The 18,489-nt window shown below is 63.3% G+C and carries 21 protein-coding genes; 7 read left to right on the forward strand and 14 right to left on the reverse strand.

Annotation, left to right across the window (positions count from 1 at the left end):
* Window positions 1-6 precede the first annotated feature (6 nt).
* Both U9R80_RS07085 and U9R80_RS07090 read right to left on the reverse strand, forming a co-directional pair.
* On the reverse strand, window positions 7-381 hold the full coding sequence (locus U9R80_RS07085; protein ID WP_442964943.1) for a YbaN family protein: 375 nt from the start codon (window positions 379-381) through the stop codon (window positions 7-9).
* A 1-nt stretch (window position 382) separates the two neighbouring features.
* Window positions 383-970, reverse strand: a complete 588-nt coding sequence (locus U9R80_RS07090; RefSeq protein WP_028944739.1) for a UPF0149 family protein — start codon at window positions 968-970, stop codon at window positions 383-385.
* 245 nt (window positions 971-1,215) lie between these two features.
* On the opposite strand from U9R80_RS07090, the gene recQ reads away from it, so the two are divergent.
* The gene (recQ, locus tag U9R80_RS07095) at window positions 1,216-3,351 is read left to right on the forward strand and encodes a DNA helicase RecQ (RefSeq protein ID WP_301837044.1); all 2,136 of its coding nucleotides are present in this window, start codon (window positions 1,216-1,218) and stop codon (window positions 3,349-3,351) included.
* Between the two features lie 117 nt (window positions 3,352-3,468).
* Complete coding sequence (locus U9R80_RS07100) at window positions 3,469-3,903, forward strand: MarR family transcriptional regulator (protein ID WP_028944737.1); 435 nt, start codon at window positions 3,469-3,471, stop codon at window positions 3,901-3,903.
* Window positions 3,904-3,909: 6 nt separating this feature from the next.
* On the opposite strand, the gene U9R80_RS07105 is transcribed toward U9R80_RS07100, so the two are convergent.
* A complete protein-coding gene (locus U9R80_RS07105; protein WP_301837043.1) occupies window positions 3,910-6,099 on the reverse strand; it encodes a patatin-like phospholipase family protein in 2,190 nt (729 codons plus the stop codon).
* A 70-nt stretch (window positions 6,100-6,169) separates the two neighbouring features.
* On the opposite strand from U9R80_RS07105, the gene U9R80_RS07110 reads away from it, so the two are divergent.
* On the forward strand, window positions 6,170-6,454 hold the full coding sequence (locus U9R80_RS07110) for a SelT/SelW/SelH family protein (RefSeq protein WP_301837042.1): 285 nt from the start codon (window positions 6,170-6,172) through the stop codon (window positions 6,452-6,454).
* A 3-nt stretch (window positions 6,455-6,457) separates the two neighbouring features.
* Here U9R80_RS07110 and U9R80_RS07115 read toward each other — a convergent pair whose 3' ends face one another.
* Complete coding sequence (locus U9R80_RS07115) at window positions 6,458-7,342, reverse strand: DMT family transporter (protein ID WP_301837041.1); 885 nt, start codon at window positions 7,340-7,342, stop codon at window positions 6,458-6,460.
* Between the two features lie 77 nt (window positions 7,343-7,419).
* Entirely contained in the window at window positions 7,420-8,184 is a 765-nt protein-coding gene (locus U9R80_RS07120; protein ID WP_301837040.1) for an AraC family transcriptional regulator, read from the reverse strand.
* 136 nt (window positions 8,185-8,320) lie between these two features.
* On the opposite strand from U9R80_RS07120, the gene U9R80_RS07125 reads away from it, so the two are divergent.
* A complete protein-coding gene (locus U9R80_RS07125) occupies window positions 8,321-9,130 on the forward strand; it encodes a UDP-2,3-diacylglucosamine diphosphatase (protein ID WP_301837039.1) in 810 nt (269 codons plus the stop codon).
* A 1-nt stretch (window position 9,131) separates the two neighbouring features.
* On the opposite strand, the gene U9R80_RS07130 is transcribed toward U9R80_RS07125, so the two are convergent.
* Both U9R80_RS07130 and U9R80_RS07135 read right to left on the reverse strand, forming a co-directional pair.
* The gene (locus U9R80_RS07130; RefSeq protein WP_301837038.1) at window positions 9,132-9,725 is read right to left on the reverse strand and encodes an HD domain-containing protein; all 594 of its coding nucleotides are present in this window, start codon (window positions 9,723-9,725) and stop codon (window positions 9,132-9,134) included.
* Between the two features lie 96 nt (window positions 9,726-9,821).
* Window positions 9,822-10,133 (reverse strand): DUF962 domain-containing protein, encoded by a 312-nt coding sequence (locus U9R80_RS07135; protein WP_301837037.1) that lies wholly within the window; start codon window positions 10,131-10,133, stop codon window positions 9,822-9,824.
* A 159-nt stretch (window positions 10,134-10,292) separates the two neighbouring features.
* On the opposite strand from U9R80_RS07135, the gene U9R80_RS07140 reads away from it, so the two are divergent.
* Entirely contained in the window at window positions 10,293-11,384 is a 1,092-nt protein-coding gene (locus U9R80_RS07140) for an AraC family transcriptional regulator (protein ID WP_301837036.1), read from the forward strand.
* Here U9R80_RS07140 and U9R80_RS07145 read toward each other — a convergent pair.
* Window positions 11,341-12,795: a TrkH family potassium uptake protein gene (locus U9R80_RS07145; RefSeq protein WP_301837035.1), complete on the reverse strand. Its 1,455-nt coding sequence runs from the start codon at window positions 12,793-12,795 to the stop codon at window positions 11,341-11,343. The genes U9R80_RS07140 and U9R80_RS07145 overlap by 44 nt on opposite strands.
* 100 nt (window positions 12,796-12,895) lie before the next feature.
* On the opposite strand from U9R80_RS07145, the gene U9R80_RS07150 reads away from it, so the two are divergent.
* Window positions 12,896-13,453, forward strand: coding sequence for an NAD(P)H nitroreductase (locus U9R80_RS07150; protein WP_301837034.1), 558 nt, complete (start codon window positions 12,896-12,898; stop codon window positions 13,451-13,453).
* A 60-nt stretch (window positions 13,454-13,513) separates the two neighbouring features.
* On the opposite strand, the gene U9R80_RS07155 is transcribed toward U9R80_RS07150, so the two are convergent.
* The 6 genes from U9R80_RS07155 to U9R80_RS07180 all read right to left on the reverse strand — a co-directional run bounded on the left by U9R80_RS07155 (window position 13,514) and on the right by U9R80_RS07180 (window position 17,559).
* Window positions 13,514-14,848, reverse strand: a complete 1,335-nt coding sequence (locus tag U9R80_RS07155; protein WP_301837033.1) for a sensor histidine kinase — start codon at window positions 14,846-14,848, stop codon at window positions 13,514-13,516.
* A 66-nt stretch (window positions 14,849-14,914) separates the two neighbouring features.
* Window positions 14,915-15,328, reverse strand: coding sequence for a Spy/CpxP family protein refolding chaperone (locus tag U9R80_RS07160; RefSeq protein ID WP_301837032.1), 414 nt, complete (start codon window positions 15,326-15,328; stop codon window positions 14,915-14,917).
* Window positions 15,329-15,447: 119 nt separating this feature from the next.
* On the reverse strand, window positions 15,448-16,125 hold the full coding sequence (locus U9R80_RS07165; RefSeq protein WP_301837031.1) for a response regulator transcription factor: 678 nt from the start codon (window positions 16,123-16,125) through the stop codon (window positions 15,448-15,450).
* Between the two features lie 7 nt (window positions 16,126-16,132).
* Window positions 16,133-16,534, reverse strand: coding sequence for a translation initiation factor 2 (locus U9R80_RS07170; RefSeq protein ID WP_301837030.1), 402 nt, complete (start codon window positions 16,532-16,534; stop codon window positions 16,133-16,135).
* Window positions 16,535-16,652: 118 nt separating this feature from the next.
* Window positions 16,653-16,952 (reverse strand): YciI family protein, encoded by a 300-nt coding sequence (locus U9R80_RS07175; RefSeq protein WP_028944722.1) that lies wholly within the window; start codon window positions 16,950-16,952, stop codon window positions 16,653-16,655.
* A 1-nt stretch (window position 16,953) separates the two neighbouring features.
* Complete coding sequence (locus tag U9R80_RS07180) at window positions 16,954-17,559, reverse strand: septation protein A (RefSeq protein WP_301837029.1); 606 nt, start codon at window positions 17,557-17,559, stop codon at window positions 16,954-16,956.
* 66 nt (window positions 17,560-17,625) lie between these two features.
* Between U9R80_RS07180 and U9R80_RS07185 the strand changes: the two genes are divergently transcribed.
* Window positions 17,626-18,489, forward strand: coding sequence for a PHP domain-containing protein (locus tag U9R80_RS07185; protein WP_301837028.1), 864 nt, complete (start codon window positions 17,626-17,628; stop codon window positions 18,487-18,489).

Below are 18,489 nucleotides of genomic sequence, written 5' to 3' on the forward strand. Positions count from 1 at the left end.
CGATGCTTACGACGGCCGTCGTAGCGTCTTCTGCCGCAAGATGTAAATGCTGACCAGTACCGCACTGGTCAGCATGAACCCCCGTGCCCACACCAGCGGCACCAGGTAGCACGACAAACCAATGCTCAACCACATCAGCACAATGGCGTAGACCTTGCCTTTGAGCGGTATGCCTTCGCCGCTCAGGTAGTCACGAATCCATGGACCCAGTTGCGGGTGGTTGATCAGCCAGTCATGAAAGCGCGGAGAGCTGCGGGCAAAGCACGCCGCAGCCAGAAGCAGGAAAGGGGTGGTCGGCAGCACCGGCAGGAAAATGCCGATCACCCCCAGCGCGACGCTGAGCCAGCCGGCGGCCAGCAGCAGGTAGCGCACAGACGCCAACTCAGTGGTGGCGTGGTTTGAGCAGTGCTGGTTTTTCGTCCGGCGCGTGCAGCAGCAGATACAGCGCGGTCAGCGCTTCGGGGATCTGCACGATCATGTCGTCCATCAGGTTGGCATCGCTGGCGATGTCGGCGAACTCGGGTTGTTCATCGAACAGACCGGAGCCGACCATGATCGGCAGGAGCATTTCGCTGACTTCTTCCTCGGCCGACTCGAACCAGGCTTCTTCGCGCAGGAACACACCTTCCATGAAGCCGATGCACCAGCCGCGCAGGTCGGAGTCATCCGGCTCTTCGCCCAGGTCCAGGTCGCATGGCAGCTCGAACTCTTCGTCGCTGGCCAACTGGCGGGCGATGTGTGCCTTGAGGGCGAGCAGGGTGGTTTCGATTTCTTCGCGCTGGGCGTCGTCCTTGTAATGCGGCTCTTCAGCGAACAGGGCGTCGATCCATTCGCGGTCCGGGACCTGCTCGGAGCAGATCGACAGCGCGGTCATGTAGCCGTGGGCGGCAACGTAGTCCAGCGCCTCTTCGTGCAGCTCGTCGGCGTCGAGGAAGGCTTGCAGGCGGGTCAATTGCTCGGCGAAGGACATTACGGGGCTACCTTGGGAATAAACGATACTGAATTCTAGCACCTTGCAGCGCAATCAAGGCAAAGGAAGACGTCTATCGCTGAGCATCCTGTGAAGCCGCAGGCTCCGGTATAATGCCCCGCTTTTACCCCAGGCCGCCCGTGCGACAAGGTCCGGGTAAAAGCCGCTTACGCAATTTCGGGTGTAGCGGGGAAGGTTTTCATCCAGCCTGTGCCCAGGATGGTTTTGCGATTTTTGGAGTTTTTATGCTCGAACAGGCTCAGCGCGTCCTCAAGGACATCTTCGGCTATGACAGTTTTCGGGGGCGCCAGGGTGCGATCATCGAACGCGTGGCCAAGGGTGGCGATGCGCTGGTGCTGATGCCCACCGGCGGCGGCAAGTCCCTGTGCTTCCAGGTGCCGGCGCTGTTGCGCCCAGGCCTGGCGGTGGTGGTATCGCCCCTGATCGCGTTGATGGAAGACCAGGTGGCGACCCTCGACGAACTGGGCGTGGCTGCGGCTTCGCTGAACTCCACCTTGAGCGCCGAGCAGCAACGCGAGCTTGCCGGGCGCATCCGCCGGGGTGAAGTGAAGATGCTGTACCTGGCGCCGGAGCGCCTGGTGCAGCCACGCATGCTGGACTTTTTGCGCACCCTGGATATCGCCCTGTTCGCCATCGACGAAGCCCACTGCGTATCGCAATGGGGTCACGACTTCCGTCCTGAATACCTGCAACTGGGGCAACTGGCCGAGCTGTTCCCCGATGTGCCGCGCATCGCCCTGACCGCCACGGCAGACATGCGCACCCGCGAAGAAATCGTCACGCGCCTGCACTTGCAGAATGCCGAGCGCTTTCTCTCCAGTTTCGACCGCCCGAACATTTTCTACCGCATCGTGCCCAAGGAGCAGCCACGCAAGCAGTTGCTGGCGTTCCTCGGTGAGCGACGCGGCAACGCCGGTATCGTCTATTGCCTGTCGCGCAAGAAGGTCGACGACGTGGCCGCCTACCTGTGCGACCAGGGCTTTCCGGCACTGCCTTACCATGCCGGCCTGCCTGCCGAGACCCGTGCCGCCAACCAGCGCCGCTTCCTCAACGAGGAAGGTCTGATCATGGTTGCCACCATTGCGTTCGGCATGGGCATCGACAAACCCAACGTGCGCTTCGTTGCCCACCTGGACCTGCCCAAGTCGCTGGAAGCCTACTATCAGGAAACCGGCCGGGCTGGTCGTGATGGTCTGCCGGCGGATGCCTGGATGGCCTACGGCCTGCAGGACATGGTGATGCTCAAGCAGATGCTGCAGAACTCCGAAGGGGACGAGCGCCACAAGCGGATCGAACAACACAAGCTCGATGCGATGCTCGCCCTGTGTGAAGAAACCCGCTGCCGCCGACAGACCCTGCTCAACTACTTTGATGAAGAGTTGCTGCAACCGTGCGGGCACTGCGACAACTGCATCGATGGCGTGCAGACCTGGGACGCCACCGAGCCTGCACGCCAGGCATTGTCAGCGGTGTACCGCACCGGTCAGCGCTATGGCGTGGGCCATCTGGTGGATGTGCTGCTGGGCCGCGACAACGAGAAAGTGCGCAACTTCGGTCATGAAAAGCTGGCGGTATACGGCGTCGGCAAGGACCGCTCCGAAGGCGAGTGGCGTACATTGTTCCGTCAGCTGGTTGCCCGCGGCCTGGCCGATATCGACCTTGAAGGCTACGGCGGCTTGCGCCTGTCCGACACCTGCCGGCCATTGCTGCGCGGTGAGGTCAGCCTGGAGCTGCGCCGCGACCTCAAGCCGCAGGCCACCAGCAAGGGCAGCAGCAGTGGCGGCAGCCCGGCCAGCCAGTTGGTGCGCGGCGAGGAGCGCGAGCAGTGGGAAGCCTTGCGCGCCTTGCGCCGCAAGCTGGCCGAAGAGCATGGCGTGCCGCCCTACGTCATCTTCCCGGATTCGACCTTGCTGGAAATGCTGCGCAGCCAGCCCTCCAGCCTCAGTGAAATGGCCCGGGTCAGTGGTGTGGGGGCGCGCAAGCTGGAGCGCTACGGCGAGGCCTTCCTCGAAGTGTTGGGCGGTGCGGCCGAGACGCCGCCGGTGGTGGCCGACCTGCGTCACGAGCTGACCAGCCTTGCCCGTGCCGGGATGACGCCGGCGCAGATCGCCGGTCAGCTCAACTGCAGCGAAAAGAACGTCTACAGCATGCTGGCCGAAGCCATTGGCCGCCAGCAGTTGTCGTTGGAGCAGGCCCTGGACCTGCCCGAAGACCTGCTGGCCGAAGTCCAGGATGCGTTCCTCGACGGCGAGGGCGAACTACCGCCGGTATCGGCCATCGCCGAGCAGTTTGGTGCGCGGGTGCCGGAGGGCGTGTTGTATTGCGTGCGCGCAGCGTTGGCTGCTGAATTCGAAATGTAATACAGGATTTGTCATTATTTCTAACGATTACCGGGTAGCTGGCGGCTTTATGAGCCTTGCCTGTTACGCGGGGTCATGGTTAGCTGGCTAATAATTAGTTCTAATGATGAGTTTTTTATGCCGTTGACTGACCACCACCGCTTCGGAATGCAGATAGCCCAGATGTCCCGAGGCTGGCGTGCCGAGCTGGACCGTCGCCTAGCCGGGTTGAATCTGTCCCAGGCCCGCTGGCTGGTGTTGTTGCACCTGGCGCGTTTCGACGAGGCCCCTACCCAGCGCGAACTGGCCCAGAGCGTGGGTGTTGAAGGTCCGACCCTCGCGCGTCTGCTCGACAGCCTTGAATCCCAGGGGCTGGTGCGTCGCCAGGCTGTGCTTGAAGACCGCCGCGCCAAGAAAATCCATTTGTGCCCGCCGGCCAAGCCGCTGATCGAGCAGATCGAAACCATCGCCAACGCCTTGCGCGCCGAGCTCTTCACCGGGGTCGACGAGGAAGAGTTGCGCGTGTGCATGAAGGTCCACGCGCGAATTCTCGCCAACCTCGAAAAGTCCTGACGGCTCTCAGAAGGTGTGGCCCAGGTTCAGGTACAGCGCCTTCTGATTCTCACTGTTTGCCCCGTAGCTGAAGTTCAGCGGCCCCAGGGGCGTCTCAAACCCGACGAAGATACTGGCTGCATTGATGTAGCCACTGTCGAACTCGTTGTCATTGTTCCAGGCCCTGCCTCGCTCAAGTGAACCCCCCAGGTACAGCGGAAAGTCCAGCGGCAGGTAGGCGCGCGGGGTCAGCCTGCGGTAGTAGACCACGCGCATCAGGCTCATGTTCTGCCCGGATACCGAGTCCTGGCGAAAGCCTGAAAGCTGCCTGGCGCCGCCGAACACGAAACTGGAAGTGATCACGTCGGCGTCATCCAGCGTGCGACCGTACTGGGTGCCCAGCACCCAGGTGTTGGGCCCGCTGCTCAAGGCTTTGTCCAGTTTGAAGTTCCACTGCCGGTAACGCTGGTCGGAGCCAAGGTCCGGCTCGAACTGGCGCAGGGTCAGGCTGATGTCTTCACCTTCGTGAGGGAAGTAGACGTTGTCGAGGGTGTCGAAGGAGTACTTGAGCTCGTAGAAACCTTCGTTGAAGCTGAAGTGCGGCAGGTCCTGGTCGCCGATGCGCACATCCGCCTTGCCCCAGGCCTGGCCGACACCAAAGCGCACTTCACCGCTGTTGCCGATCTGGCGGCCCAGGTTCAGGCCGAAGCCGTAGCGCTGCAGGCGGTATTCGGCAACAGGGTCGTCGTCCAGGGTAGCCTCGACATTCTGCGAGCCCAGGTCCAGGTAAGGGGCGACGAAGTAGCGCGAGCCGGCATCCAGCGGTTGATAGAACTCGCTGTACAGTTCCTGCTGATCACCAATCTGCGCCCGGGTCAGCCATTCGGCGCCCAGTTCGTTGATGCCGTTGACCCGGTAGCTCGCACCAATGTTGAAGGCGCTGTCGCCACGCATGTCATCCGACAGGTTCAGGCCCAGGCGCAGGTAGTCGGTACCGCCGCGTCGGCCGCGGGCGTTGATCACCAGTGTGTTGTCGCTGCCCTTGTGCACCACCCGGTACTGGACCCGATCGAAGTAGTCCAGGCCGTACAGGGTGCCCATGTCGGTCTGCAAGCGACCCAGTTCCAACGGCTCACCGATTGGCTGGCGAATATAGAAGCGGATCACGTCATCGCTGACCTTGGAGTCGTTCTCGATCCTGATGGCGGTGATCACCGGGTTGCGCTGGCTTGGCGAGCGCGCGACATCCAGCTCGGCGTCGTTACTTTCCGGACGTTTGAGCACCGCCAGGCGTGCGTCCAGGGCACGGGCGGCACGGTAGCCGGCATCAATCATTTCCTGGGCCCGGCCAAAGTCGGTCACACCGAAGCTGGCCAGCGGCGGCTGGATCAGGATGTCGTCACGGTGCAGGGCAGCCAACTGCTCTTCGGAGTTGCGGCGGGTCATCAGGGTGATCGACTGATTGAGCACATCGACCACGGTTGCCAGTTCTTTGCGGCTGCGCAGCGGTGTGCCGATATCAACGACGATCGCCATGTCGACGCCCATCTCGCGGGCGACGTCCAGGGGAATGTTATCGACCATGCCGCCATCCACCAGCAGGCGGCCATCCAGCTCCACCGGAGCAAACACCGCCGGGATCGACATGCTGGCGCGAATCACCTGGGGCAGGTGGCCACGGCGGAACACCACTTTCTCGCCACTGGCGATGTCGGTGGCCACGGCGCGGAACGGGATCGGCAGTTTGTCGAAGTCACGGGTGTCACTGGTATGGGCAAGCATGCTTTCCAGCAGCAGGGCCAGGTTCTGCCCCTGGATCACCCCCAGCGGCAGGCCGAGGCTGCCATCGTCGCGAAAGCTCAGCTTCTGTTGGACCAGAAAATCACGATCATCCTGCTTGCGCCGGAACGGCACGTCCTTGCGGGGCGGGGCGTCAGACAGCGCCTCCTGCCAGTCGATGCCCAGGGCGAGCTTTTCCAGCTCTTCGACCTTGTAGCCGGAAGCGTACAGGCCGCCGACCACCGCGCCCATGCTGGTGCCGGCGATAGCATCGACCTGGATACCTTGCTCCTCCAGGGCCTTCAGCACACCGATATGGGCCAGGCCACGGGCGGCACCGCCCGACAGCACCAGGCCGACTTTCGGTCGTGGTGGTTCGGCGGCCAGGAGTGGGAAGGAAACGACGATCAGCAGCAGACTCAACAGCAGGCGGTGCATCATGGCTCTCGGAGCTAAGGCTAAAGACCGCTAGTATATGCGCGCCCGCCTGTCAGGAGTCTTTCGTCCCATGAATGCGCACAAAGCTGAAATCGTCATCACCTATTGCACCCAGTGCCAGTGGCTGCTGCGTGCCGCCTGGCTCGCCCAGGAGCTGCTCAGTACCTTCAGCGATGATCTGGCCCGTGTTGCCCTCGAGCCTGCCACCGGTGGCGCCTTCCGGATCACCTGCGACGGTGTGCAGATCTGGGAGCGCAAGGCCGATGGCGGCTTTCCCGAGGCCAAGGTGCTCAAGCAGCGGGTGCGCGACCAGATCGACCCGCAACGCGACCTGGGCCATAACGACCGTCCTTGAGATTCAACCTTGCACCGCAGCTGTCTTGGTGGTCGTGTTGCTGGCTGCCAGGCGGCTGGAGATGACGATGGCCAGGATGATCAAGGCGCCGCCCAGCAGCATGCGCAGCGTCGGGGTTTCGGCGAAGATTAGCCAGGCCATGGCAATGCCATAGACCGGCTCCAGGGCGAACACCACCGCAGCGGTGCGCGCTTTGATCACCGCCAGGCTTGCGACGAACAGGCTGTGGGCAACACCGGTGCAGAACACCCCCAGCAACGCAATCCACAACCAATCCATCGCCGATACCTCACCCAGCGCAGGCGCCGCAGCCGGCACTAGGCACAGGGCGACCACGGCGTTCTGGCACAGCGCCGCCTGCACGGCGGGGATACGTCCGTTGGACGCGCGGTTTGTCAGCGACAGCAATGAAAACAACAACCCCGACAACAAGGCCCAGAGCAGACCGCCGGTGGCCTGGCTGGCCAGGTCGAAATCCGGGGTAACCAGGACCAGGCCGATGCTCACCAGCAACACCAGGATGATTTCGTTGCTGCGAATCCGCTCGCGAAACAGCAACCCTTCAAGGATCACGGTAAAGGCCGGGAAGCTGGCAAAACCCAAGGTGGCAATGGCGACCCCGGCGACTTTGACGGCAATGAAGAAGCTCACCCAATGCCCGGCCAGCAAGATGCCGCCCAGTAGCAGGCGCCGCCAGTCCTGGCCTTGCAGCGGCTGCCAGCCCTTGCGCGCTACACCGGCGAAGATCGCCAGCGCCAGTACGGCGAAGGCGGCACGACCGAAGACGATGATCGAGGGCGCCGCCTGGGCAAGCTTGCCGAAGACGCCGGTCAGGCCGAAGAACAGCGCGCCGATGTGCAGGGCGCCGAGGGCAGTACGGTGGTTCATGGTGTTCCTTGTAATAGGCAGGACAGCCCGGCCAGTCTACGAGGCCGTGGCGGCGGCTGTCTGTCGCGTTCCTCGCGTCAATTGTCGTCAGGCTCTCGTCGCAAGTCTCGCGGGGCGCGTCCGAAGGCCTTGAGCATGGCAGCAGAAAACGCGCTCTGTGAGCTGTAGCCGACCTGGCTGGCGATTTCGCCGATGGCCAGGGTGGTTTCGGCCAGCAGTTTGCGCGCCTGCAGCAACCGGCGCTGGCGAATGTAGTCCATGGGCGTGGTGGCCGACTCAAGCATGAAGCGGGCATGCAGACGGGCGCTGGAGAGGCCGGCCAGGCGGGCCAGGTCGGCCACTTGCAGGGGGTGGGCGGCGTGACGGTCGATGTGGGCATCAAAGGCGGCGTAGGGCAACAACTGCTGTTCGGCGACCGGCGCCTGAGTGCTGCAGAGGCTGGCGAGCAGCAGCACGGCGCCTTGCTGGGCTATCACCGGGTCGGCCACCGGGCTTGCCGCCAGCCAGTCGACCAACTGCTGCTGACGATTGTCCAGGCTCAACGGGCCACGGTGTTCGAGCAGGCGCTGGCTGGCCGAGGTGTGTTCGCCAAGGCTCCGGGAAAGCCACGCATCACCCGGCACATCGAGCACCAGGCAGTGGCTGCCGGCGGGGCTGCCGCAGGTATGGTGGGCGCCGGCCGGCACCACCATGAGGCCCTGGCGGTCAACGCGCGCGCCACGGCCTTCGAGCTCGAAGTCCAGTTGCCCACGCAGGCCGAACACCAATTGCGGGTGCTCGTGGCTGTGGGCGATCAGGTCGTGGCGATAATGGCGCAGGGAAAGTAGCGAGCTGCCACTCATTGCAGTGTCCTCCAGGCAGTGGCGGCAGTGTACAGGCTGGCGCGGGAAGCGGGTGTGTCATCAGATCGACGTGGTTCCGTCACGTTCGTTTCACTGCCCACTGGCACGCTCGACAAAACAGCCCCGGAGCCCGCTCATGAGCCATGCCGAGCTTGTCAGACCTTCACGCAAGCAGCGTGTGCGCACGCTGTGGATTTCCGACGTGCACCTGGGGACCCGGGATTGTCAGGCCGAACACCTGTCGCACTTTCTCAAGGGGTTCCAGGCCGATCGGATCTACCTGGTGGGCGACATTATCGACGGCTGGAAGCTGCGCGGCGGCATGTATTGGCCGCAGGCACACACCAACGTGATCCGGCGCCTGCTGACCATGAGCAAGCGCGGCACCGAGGTGATCTATGTCACCGGCAACCACGATGAATTCCTGCGGCGCTACTCCAAGCTGGTGCTGGGCAATATCCAGCTGGTCGATGAGGCCGAACACCTGACTGTCGATGGGCGTCGGCTGCTGGTCATCCATGGTGACCAGTTCGACGTCATCACTCGCTATCACCGCTGGCTGGCGTTCCTCGGGGACTCGGCCTACGAGTTCACGCTGACCTTGAACCGCTGGCTCAACCACTGGCGTGCCCGCTATGGCTACGGGTACTGGTCGTTGTCGGCGTACTTGAAGCACAAGGTCAAGTCGGCGGTCAGTTTCATCAGCGACTTTGAAGAGGCCATTGCCCATGAGTGCGTCAAGCGCGGATTTCACGGGGTGGTGTGCGGGCATATCCACCATGCCGAGATTCGCAAGGTGGGGGAGGTGGACTACCTCAACTGCGGCGATTGGGTCGAGTCGTGCACGGCGTTGATCGAGCACTGGGACGGCAGCATCGAGCTTTATCGCCTGGCCGATGCCCAGGCCCGCGAGGCTCGGCGCCTGGCGGGGCTTGAGCTGGTTTGATTCAGGCGCTTTCAGTCATCTGCTGCAAGGCGGCCTTGTAGATCGACTGGCGCGGCTGGGCGAACAGGCGCTTGAGCATGGGCTCGAAGAAGCTCAGGGGCAGGTTGTCGTAGGCCGGGTCGAACGCGGCGGCATCGTAGCGGGCGCAGAACTCGATGGTTTGCTGATACTGCGGATGGTGCTGGAATTGCTCGCGCAGGTGCCGGTCCATGCCCAGGTGGTGAAAAAAGTAGTAGCCCTGGAAGACCCCGTGCTTTTCGACCATCCACAGGTTCTCAGGGCTGACAAAGGGCTTGAGGATCGCGGCGGCAATGTCGGGGTGGTTGTAGCTGCCGAGGGTGTCGCCGATGTCGTGGAGCAGGGCGCAGATCACGTACTCCTCATCGCGCCCGTCACGCCAGGCGCGGGTGGCGGTCTGCAGGGAATGACTGAGACGGTCGATGGGAAAACCACCGAAGTCGCCATCGAGCAAGCGCAAGTGCGCGAGGATTCGTTCGGCCAACTGGCTGGCATACGCCCTGAAGTCATTGGCGATGATCGCCCAGTCCTGCTGGGTGCCGTCCTGCATATGGGTGAAACGGGCCTGCTCAGTCATCGGCGCTCCAGGGGGGGGAGGGGCAACCCACTGTAGCGCGACCGCCTGTCGGGGCAGTGGCCAATGAAGACGGGTTTCTGACCTTGTGGGCCGAAATCAGAACGATACTTTTCCACGCAGCATGTCGCGGTACATGGCGAAATCGCCGATCAGGCTGTAGAGCGGGTGTTTGAAGGTGGCCGGACGGTTCTTTTCATAAAAGAAGTGCCCGACCCAGGCGAAGCCATAACCGGCAACGGGCACGGCCAGGAGCAGTAGCCAGGCGCCGCTGGCCAGGGTGTAGGCGAGTAGGGCGATCACCAGCGTTGTGCCGATAAAGTGCAGGCGGCGACAGGTGGGGTTGCTGTGCTCCTCCAGGTAGAAAGGATAGAACTCGGCAAAGCTGCGAAATTGCTGGGGGCTGTTCACGGCACTGCTCCCGGGACTGTCGAACTGACGAAGATGCACGGCGTGGAGCCTGATCCGAGTCTAGAGTGACTAACACTACAGGGCAGTGACAATAGGCGCCAATTGAGTATCCTTTGAGTTCGCCGCAGGAGCGGTCAGTACGAACATAAGAAGCCAGCCATGAGCGAGAGAACCACGTCAGCAAGCTGGGCATCAGGGATCGTCAAGGCACTCGAGCTCGAAGGGCTGGATTGTCGTGCCATGTTCAAACAACTCGGCCTGGATTTTGCCGCCCTGGATGACCCCGACGCCCGTTTTACCCAGGACTCCATGACCCGCCTCTGGCAACTGGCGGTCGATCTTTCCGGCAACCAGGCCATCGGGCTGAACATGGCCCGGGTGGTGCGCCCGGCGTCCTTCCATGTGGTCGGTTATGCGCTGATGTCGAGCCGGACCCTGGCCGAGGGGTTCGAGCGACTGGTGCGCTATCAGCGCATCATCGCCGAGAGTTCAGACCTGAGCTTCCGCCTGGAGCCGGACGGCTACGCCTTGATCCTCACCGTCCACGGCGATCACCTGCCACCCACCCGGCACAGTGCCGAAGCGTCGCTGGCTTGCGCGTTGTCGTTGTGCAGCTGGCTCAGTGGGCGAGTGATCCAGCCGCGCCGGGTGCTGATCCAGGGCCCGCAGCCCGTTGATGTCACGCCCTACAAAGTGGCCTTTCATTCACCGCTGGTGTTTGGCGCAGCCCATGATGCGCTGGTGTTCGAGCGTGCCGACATGGAGGCCCCACTGCCCACCGCCAACGAGGCCATGGCCACGTTGCATGATCGCTTTGCCGGGGAATACCTGGCGCGCTTTTCCGAAAGTCGCGTCACTCACCGTGCCCGCCAGGTGCTGTGCCGGGTATTGCCCCAGGGCGAGCCCAAGCGCGAGACGATTGCCCGGGCCTTGCATCTGTCCCAGCGCACCCTGCAGCGGCGCTTGCAAGAGGAGGGCACCAGCTTCCAGACACTGCTCGACGATACCCGCCGCGAACTGGCGGAGCAGTACCTGGCGCAGCCAAACATGACCCTGCTGGAAACCGCCTATCTGTTGGGCTTTGCCGATCCGAGCAACTTCTTCCGGGCCTTTCGCCGCTGGTTTGATGCCACCCCGGGCGAGTACCGGGCGCGGATAGGTACCAGCACGCCGGTCCCTGCGCCGGAACCGGACGCCGAAGCATCGGTCAGTGACGCCAGAACGCCGGCATACACAGCACCAGTACCGTAATGATCTCCAGGCGTCCGAGCAGCATGCCGAACGCCAGGATCCACTTCGCTGCATCCGGCAGGGTGGCGAAGTTGCCGGCCGGGCCAATGGTTTCACCAAGGCCTGGGCCGACACCCGACACGGTGCTGGCGGCGCCGGTCAGCGCCGTCATCCAGTCGACCCCCAGCAGCGACAGCAGCAGCGCGATCACGCAGATGGTGATGGCGAAGAAGAACGAGAAGGTCAGGATCGAACGGACGATTTCTTCGTCCAGGCGGTGGCCGTTGTACTTCTGCTTGATCACCGCGCGTGGGTGGATCAGCTGATTGAGGTTGGCCTTGAGCAGGATATAGGCGACCTGAAAACGGAAGATCTTGATCCCACCGGCGGTCGAGCCGGAGCATCCCCCGATAAAGCCCAGGTAGAAGAACAGCATCAGCGAAAAGTTGCCCCACAGGCTGTAGTCGCCCAGGGCGAAACCGGTGGTGGTGACCACTGATGTCACGTTCAGGGCCACGTGGCGCAAGGCGTCGAGCCAGTGCAGATTCGTGGTGGCCCAGTACCAGGTGCCGAGCACCAGCCAGGTGACTACCAACAGCGCCAGCAGGCCCTGGACCTGCTGGTCCTTGATCAGGGCCTTGCGATTGCCACGCAACGTGGACACATACAGGGCAAACGGCAAGCTGCCGAAGATCATCACCACCACCGCCACCCAGTGCACTGCAGGCTGGGTCCATTTGGCCAGGGATTGGTCGGAGGTAGAGAACCCGCCGGTGGAGATCGCCGACATGGCATGGTTGATCGCATCGAACACGTTCATCCCTGCCAGCCAGAAGGCCAGGCCGCCCAGTGCGGTGATGCCGACGTACACGGCCACGATCGACTTGGCGACCATGTGTGAGCGTGGCATGACTTTTTCGGAGCGGTCCGAGGATTCGGTCTGGAACAGGCGCATACCACCGATGCGCAGCAATGGCAGGATCGCCACGGCCATGGCGATAAAACCGATACCGCCGAGCCAGTGCAGCAGCGAGCGCCACATGAGAATGCCTGGCGACATGGTGTCCAGGCCGCTGAGCACGGTGGCGCCGGTGGCCGTGATGCCGGACATGCTCTCGAAGAAGGCGTCGGTATAGCTGATGTGCTGGGTCAGCAGAAACGGCAGGGCGGCAAAGATGCACACCACCAGCCAACTGCTGACCGTCAGCAGGTACATGTCTCGCGGGCGCAGGTGCACATGCTCCGGGCGGCCGGGGATCACCAGGGCGAGCCCGCCGATGAAGGTGATCATGCTGGCCCACAGGAACGACGGCAGATCGCCCGTGCGATCGAAGATCACCAGGGTGGCCATGGGCACGACCATGCTGATCGCGAGGGTGATCAGGAAGATGCCGATGATGAAACCAATGATCCTTAAGGTCGGCAACGCCATGTGATCTGCTCTGACTCGAAACGGAAGGGCGCCATTCTACCTATGGACCTTTTTAAGTAAACGCTAGAATAGCCGCACATTTCTCTTCAGGGGGTAGCCGATGGAGGCTCTCGACGCATTGCTCAACCGTGTTTCCGTACCACGCCTGACGGAACCTGCGCCCAATGCTGCGCAACGCGAGGCCCTGTTCCAGGCCGCCTTGCGGGCGCCGGACCACGCCCAGCTGCGGCCTTGGCGCTTCTTGACGGTCGAGGGTGAGGGCCGCGAGAAACTCGGCGCCTTGCTGGCCGAGGCGGTGAAGCTCGAGGGCGACGCCACCGAGGCGGCCCTGGACAAGGCACGCGCCATGCCGTTGCGCGCGCCGTTGCTGGTGGTGGTGATTGCCCGTGTGCAGGACCACTTCAAGGTACCCGCCTCGGAGCAACTGCTGGCGGCAGGCTGTGCGGCCCACGGCATTTTGCTGGCGGCCCATGCCCAGGGTATCGGCGCGGTATGGCGTACCGGCGACCTGGCCTACAGCAAGCATGTGGCCAAGGGCCTGGGGTTGGCGGACAAGGAAGAGATCGTTGCCTTCCTGTACCTGGGTACGCCGCTCAACGAGCCGCGCACGGCGCCGGTGTTGGCGACTGCCGATTTTGTGACCGCCTGGGGTCAGTAAGCATTTCGCGGGGCAAGCCCGCTCCTACGGTGTAGGAGCGGGCTTGCCCCGCGATGCTGTTCAGGCGCTGCCAGGCCCCGCCAAAGGCAACTCAAGGCTGGCGACAAATCCGCCCTGAGGATGATTGCTCAGGCTCAGACTCCCCCCATGACGCTCCGCCGCCTTGCGCGCAATGGCCAGGCCCAGGCCATGTCCCGCCGCACTCTGTCCCGGTGCGCGAAAGAACGGCTCACCCAGTTGCGCCAGGTGCTCTTGAGCCACCCCCGGTCCATGATCACGCACGCTCAGCACGATGCGGTCGGTGTCGCGCACCCCGGTGATTTCGATGGGCTGGCCCGGCGGATTGAAGCGCAGGGCATTGCGCAGCAGGTTATCCAGCGCGCGTTCGATCAGGGTCGGCCAACCCTGCAGGCTCAAGCCGGTGTCATGCTGCAGCCGGATGTCCTGGTCCGGGGCGCTGTGTTGGGCATCCTTGTGGACGGTCTGCAACACGACGTCCAGGTCCATCGGCTCGGCCCGCGTCTGTTCGGCATCGACCCGGGCCAGCACCAGAATCTCACTGATCAACGCTTCCAGGCGGTCGCACTCACGGGTCAGGCGTGGCCACAACGCTTCGCGCTGTGCCGGTTCGGCGCGTTCGGCCAGGGCCAGGGCGATGCGCAGGCGGGCCAGGGGTGAGCGCAGTTCGTGGGACACGTCACGCAACAACTGGCGCTGGCTGCCGATCAGGCTTTGCAGGCGCGCGCCCATGCGGTTGAAATCGTTGGCCAGCACGCCGAACTCATCACGCCGGTTGGCCAGGCGCGCCAGGCTGTTCTGCTGATAGGTGGTTTGCCCAAGGTCATGCACGGCCCCGCGCAGGCGGCTCAGTGGCCGGGTGATGGACAGCGTCACCATGAGGCTGAACAAGGTCAGTACCACCAGGGCAATGCCCAGCGCGCTGAGTGGCCACAGCAGGCTCTCACGATGCCAGGCATCCAGTTCGGGGTGCGGGATGCGGTAAATGAGCAGGTAGGTTTCGCCGCTGTCGGGGCTGGTGTACTCCGCGGTCAGGCGACGCCAGGGCAGGCGTCGATCATCGTTGTGGCGGCGGGCCTCGAACGCCGCGGCGCGACGGGGGAACGTGCCGGGGACCACGGCATCGCCGCTGTCGTTGAGCACCTGCACATCAATGTTGAAGCGGTGCTTGCGCCGCTCCAGAAAGCGCTGGGCCGACTCCGGCCCTTGCTGCTCGTACAGCTGGGTCCATTTGGGCGCCAGCGTGTTGAGGCCCGGATGGCGACTGAGAATCCAGGCGTCCTGGTTGAGCATGTGCCCGAGCAGGATCGACAAGCCGGCGACCAGGGCGATGGCCAGCCAGAAACTGGCCAGGATGCGCCAGAACAATGAACGCAAGGGAGGCTCCTTCAACGGCAAAAAGCCCGGCCTGCACAAAGGCAGGCCGGGCGGGTGGTTTTCAGCTTACTGGGCCTTGCTGGCTTTTTCAGCCTTCCAGGCCTTGAACTCGTTCCATTCGGCGCGGCGCTGGTCTTGCTCTTTCTTCAGCTCGTCGAACTTCTTCTGCTGGTCAGGCTTGAGCAGGGCGCGGATGTCGGCCTGGGTCTTGTCCTTCTTGGCTTGCAGTTCGTCTTTCAGGGCTTTCTGGTCGGCTGCCGGGAGTTTCTCCAGATAGCGCTTGGTGATTTCCTGGCGGCTTTTCATCTGCTCGCCCATCAGCTTGCCGATCTGCTGGCGCTGTTCGCGGCTCAGGTCCAGCTGGGCGAAAGGCGCTCCACCGCGGTGGTGATCGCCGTGGCGTGGGCCGCCTTCTGGCATGGCCATGGCAACGGTCGGCAGTGCTGCAGCGAACATCAGGGCGATAAGGGTCTTGCGCATGGTGTCTCTCCTTTCAAGGGCCGGTGTTGACCGGATGTGCCCAGTTTAGGGAGATCAAGGTCAATGGCGGTCAGGCAAGGGTAAAGCTTGCGTAAAGATGACCCGCCGCGGTGCTGACATTACAGGCTGTAGTAGTAGCCGCGGCTGCGCAGGGCGACGATGCGCGGGCGCCCGTCAGGGTGGGGGCCGACCTTCTTGCGCAGGTTGCTGACATGCATGTCCAGGCTGCGATCGTACAGGGTGAGCTTGCGGCCCAGGGCGATCTGCGCCAGTTCCTGCTTGTCCAGTGGCTCGCCCGGTTGGCGCAGCAGCGCTTCGAGGATGCGGCTCTCGGACAGGGTCAGGGTCAGCTCCTGTTCGTCGATGCTGACCACGCCGCGGGCGGGGCTGAAGCACAGGTCGCCGACTTCGATCTGGCTGGGCGTTGCATTGGGGTGGCTGCGGCGCAGTACGGCGCGCAGGCGGGCGGTGAGCTCGCGTGGATCGCACGGCTTGGCCAGGTAGTCGTCGGCCCCCAGTTCAAGGCCAAGGATCCGGTCCAGTGGCTCGCCGCGGGCCGAGAGCATCAGCACCGGCAACTCGGCATGTTCGCTGCGCAGCTGCTTGAGCAACTCAAGGCCGCTGCCGTCGGGCAGCATCACATCCAGCACCACCGCAGCCGGTGCGTGCTCGGCCAGGGCCTTGCGGGCGCTCTGGCCGTCGTGGCAGGCCCGCACCACGAAGCCTTCCTGGGTCAGCCAGCTGCCGAGCAGCTCGCAGAGTTCCTGGTCATCATCAATCAGTAACAGCTCGCTCATGACTCACTCAATTCAACCATTGCCGACGCTTTCTGTGTCCGCCGCTGGCAAAGATACCGCAGAGTGCAGCCAACAGGGCAACTGCACTGCCAATCAGGAACCATTGTTGCTGGTCGGTGATCAGTCGCTCAGGCGGATTGGCCTGGAGTTCCTTGAGGGCCAGCTTCAAACGCTGGTTTTCCTGGCGCAGGCGGGTCAGTTGGGCGCTTTCGCGCTCGCTGTCGGCATTGTGCAGTTGCTGGGTCAGGGCCTCGCGCAGACGCTCACTTTCCTGCAGGCGCTGGGTAAGTTCGGTGATCTGGCTGCCGGCACTGAGCGACAGTGGGGTGGTGGCGACGGGTTCATCACCCTGGGCAAAGGGGCTCAGCAGCAACAGGCACAGCAACAGGGACAACGGACCTTGACGCATGGGAACTCCTGATTCTTGTCGGTTCAGCAGGTTGTCGGCTGTCAGACAAAAATGATGAGCAGTTGCGTCGGTAAAAGGCGGGAGGCGGTGCGCACAATGGCGCACCGCATGCAGCAGATTACGGCAGGACTTGCTTGAACGGCTTGACCACGACCTTGTCGTAGACGCCGGCGGCAATGTACGGATCGGCATCGGCCCAGGCCTGGGCGGCCGCCAGGGAGTCGAACTCGGCGACGATCAGGCTGCCGCTGAAACCGGCAGCGCCCGGGTCGTTGCTGTCAATGGCCGGGTGCGGACCGGCCAGTACCACGCGGCCTTGTTCCTTGAGCTGCTGCAGGCGTTCGATGTGCGCAGGGCGAGCGGCCAGGCGTTTTTCCAGCGAATCGGCAACGTCACTGGCGATGATGGCGTAGAGCATGTCAATCCTCGTGCTTCGGAGTGGAAGGCGGGGTGGTGGGATCGTCGTGCAGGTGGCGGGACAGGTACACGCCCTGGGCTACCAGGAACAGTACGGTCATGCCGAGGCTGCCGAATACTTTGAAGTCGACCCAGATGTCCTGGAAGGTGAAGGCCACGAACAGGTTAGCCGCGCCGCAGAACAGGAAAAAGCCGATCCAGGCCAGGTTCAGGCGCGACCAGACAGCCTCCGGCAGGCTGATGGCATGGCCCATGATGCGCTTGATCAGCACCCGGTCGCCGATAAAGTGGCTACCGGCGAAGGCCACGGCGAACAACCAGTTCACCACCGGGGCCTTCCACTTGAGGAAGGTTTCGCTGTGGAAGGCCAGGGTCAGGCCACCGAACACCAGGCAGGCGATCAGGGTCAGCCATTGGCCCTTTTCCAGCTTGCGCTGGCGGATGAACAAGGCGCCGTAGACCACTACGGAGCTCAGGATCAGCATCGCCGTGGCACTGAAGATGCCTCCGAGCTCGAAGCTGTGACCGGCGAATTCGACGGCACGAGGCTCAAGCTTGAAGACGATGAAGAACAGGAGCAGCGGGATGAAATCGATGAATTGTTTCACAGTGGCAGCCAGAAGCAGGATGTGACGGCATAATAACAAACATCAATGACAGCGAAAGCGCCTCCTATGAATGTTGATCTGCACTGCCACAGTACGGCCTCCGACGGCGCCCTGTCGCCAACGGCATTGGTCGCCCGGGCTCATGAGCACGGCGTGCGGATGCTCTCGCTGACCGACCACGACACCCTCGAGGGCCAGGTAGAGGCTCGTACCGCCACCCAGGCCCTGGGCATGCAGTGGGTCAGCGGGGTGGAACTGTCCTGTACCTGGGGCGGCGCGACCATCCATGTGCTGGGCTACAACTTCGCCCTGGACGCCGAACCCCTGGTGGCGGCCATCGAGTCGTTGCACCGTGGGCGCTGGCTGCGCGCCGAAGAAATCGACCGACGGTTGGGCCTCAAGGGCATGCCCGGGGCGATGGACGGCGCACGGGCCATCCAGCAGGAGCTGGGCGACAGCGGCAATGCACCGGCACGGCCGCATTTTGCCGAGTACCTGGTGCGAGCAGGCCACGTAAAAGACCGCGCAGAGGCGTTTCGCAAGTGGCTGGGCGCCGGCAAGCTGGGCGACGTCAAACTGCACTGGCCAACCCTGGATGACACGGTCCAGACCCTGCGCCAGTCCGGCGCCTGGGTAAGCCTTGCGCATCCAATGCACTATGAATTAACGCGCAGCAAGCGCCGCCGGCTGATTGCCGACTATATTCAAGCAGGCGGCCAGGCACTGGAAGTGGTTAACGGGATGATGCCGGCCGAGCAGGTGGGCACCATGTCCATCCTGACCCGTGAATTCGGCCTGCTGGCCAGTGCCGGCAGTGACTTCCATGGCCCTGGCACCTGGGGTGAGATTGGTGCTTACCGGCCATTGCCAGAGGACTTGCCGCCCTTGTGGCGTCGATTCAAACATGAGCAGCCTATCGCGGCCGTCTGA

The organism is Pseudomonas sp. JQ170C, from assembly GCF_035581345.1.
In the GTDB taxonomy this organism is placed as follows: domain Bacteria; phylum Pseudomonadota; class Gammaproteobacteria; order Pseudomonadales; family Pseudomonadaceae; genus Aquipseudomonas.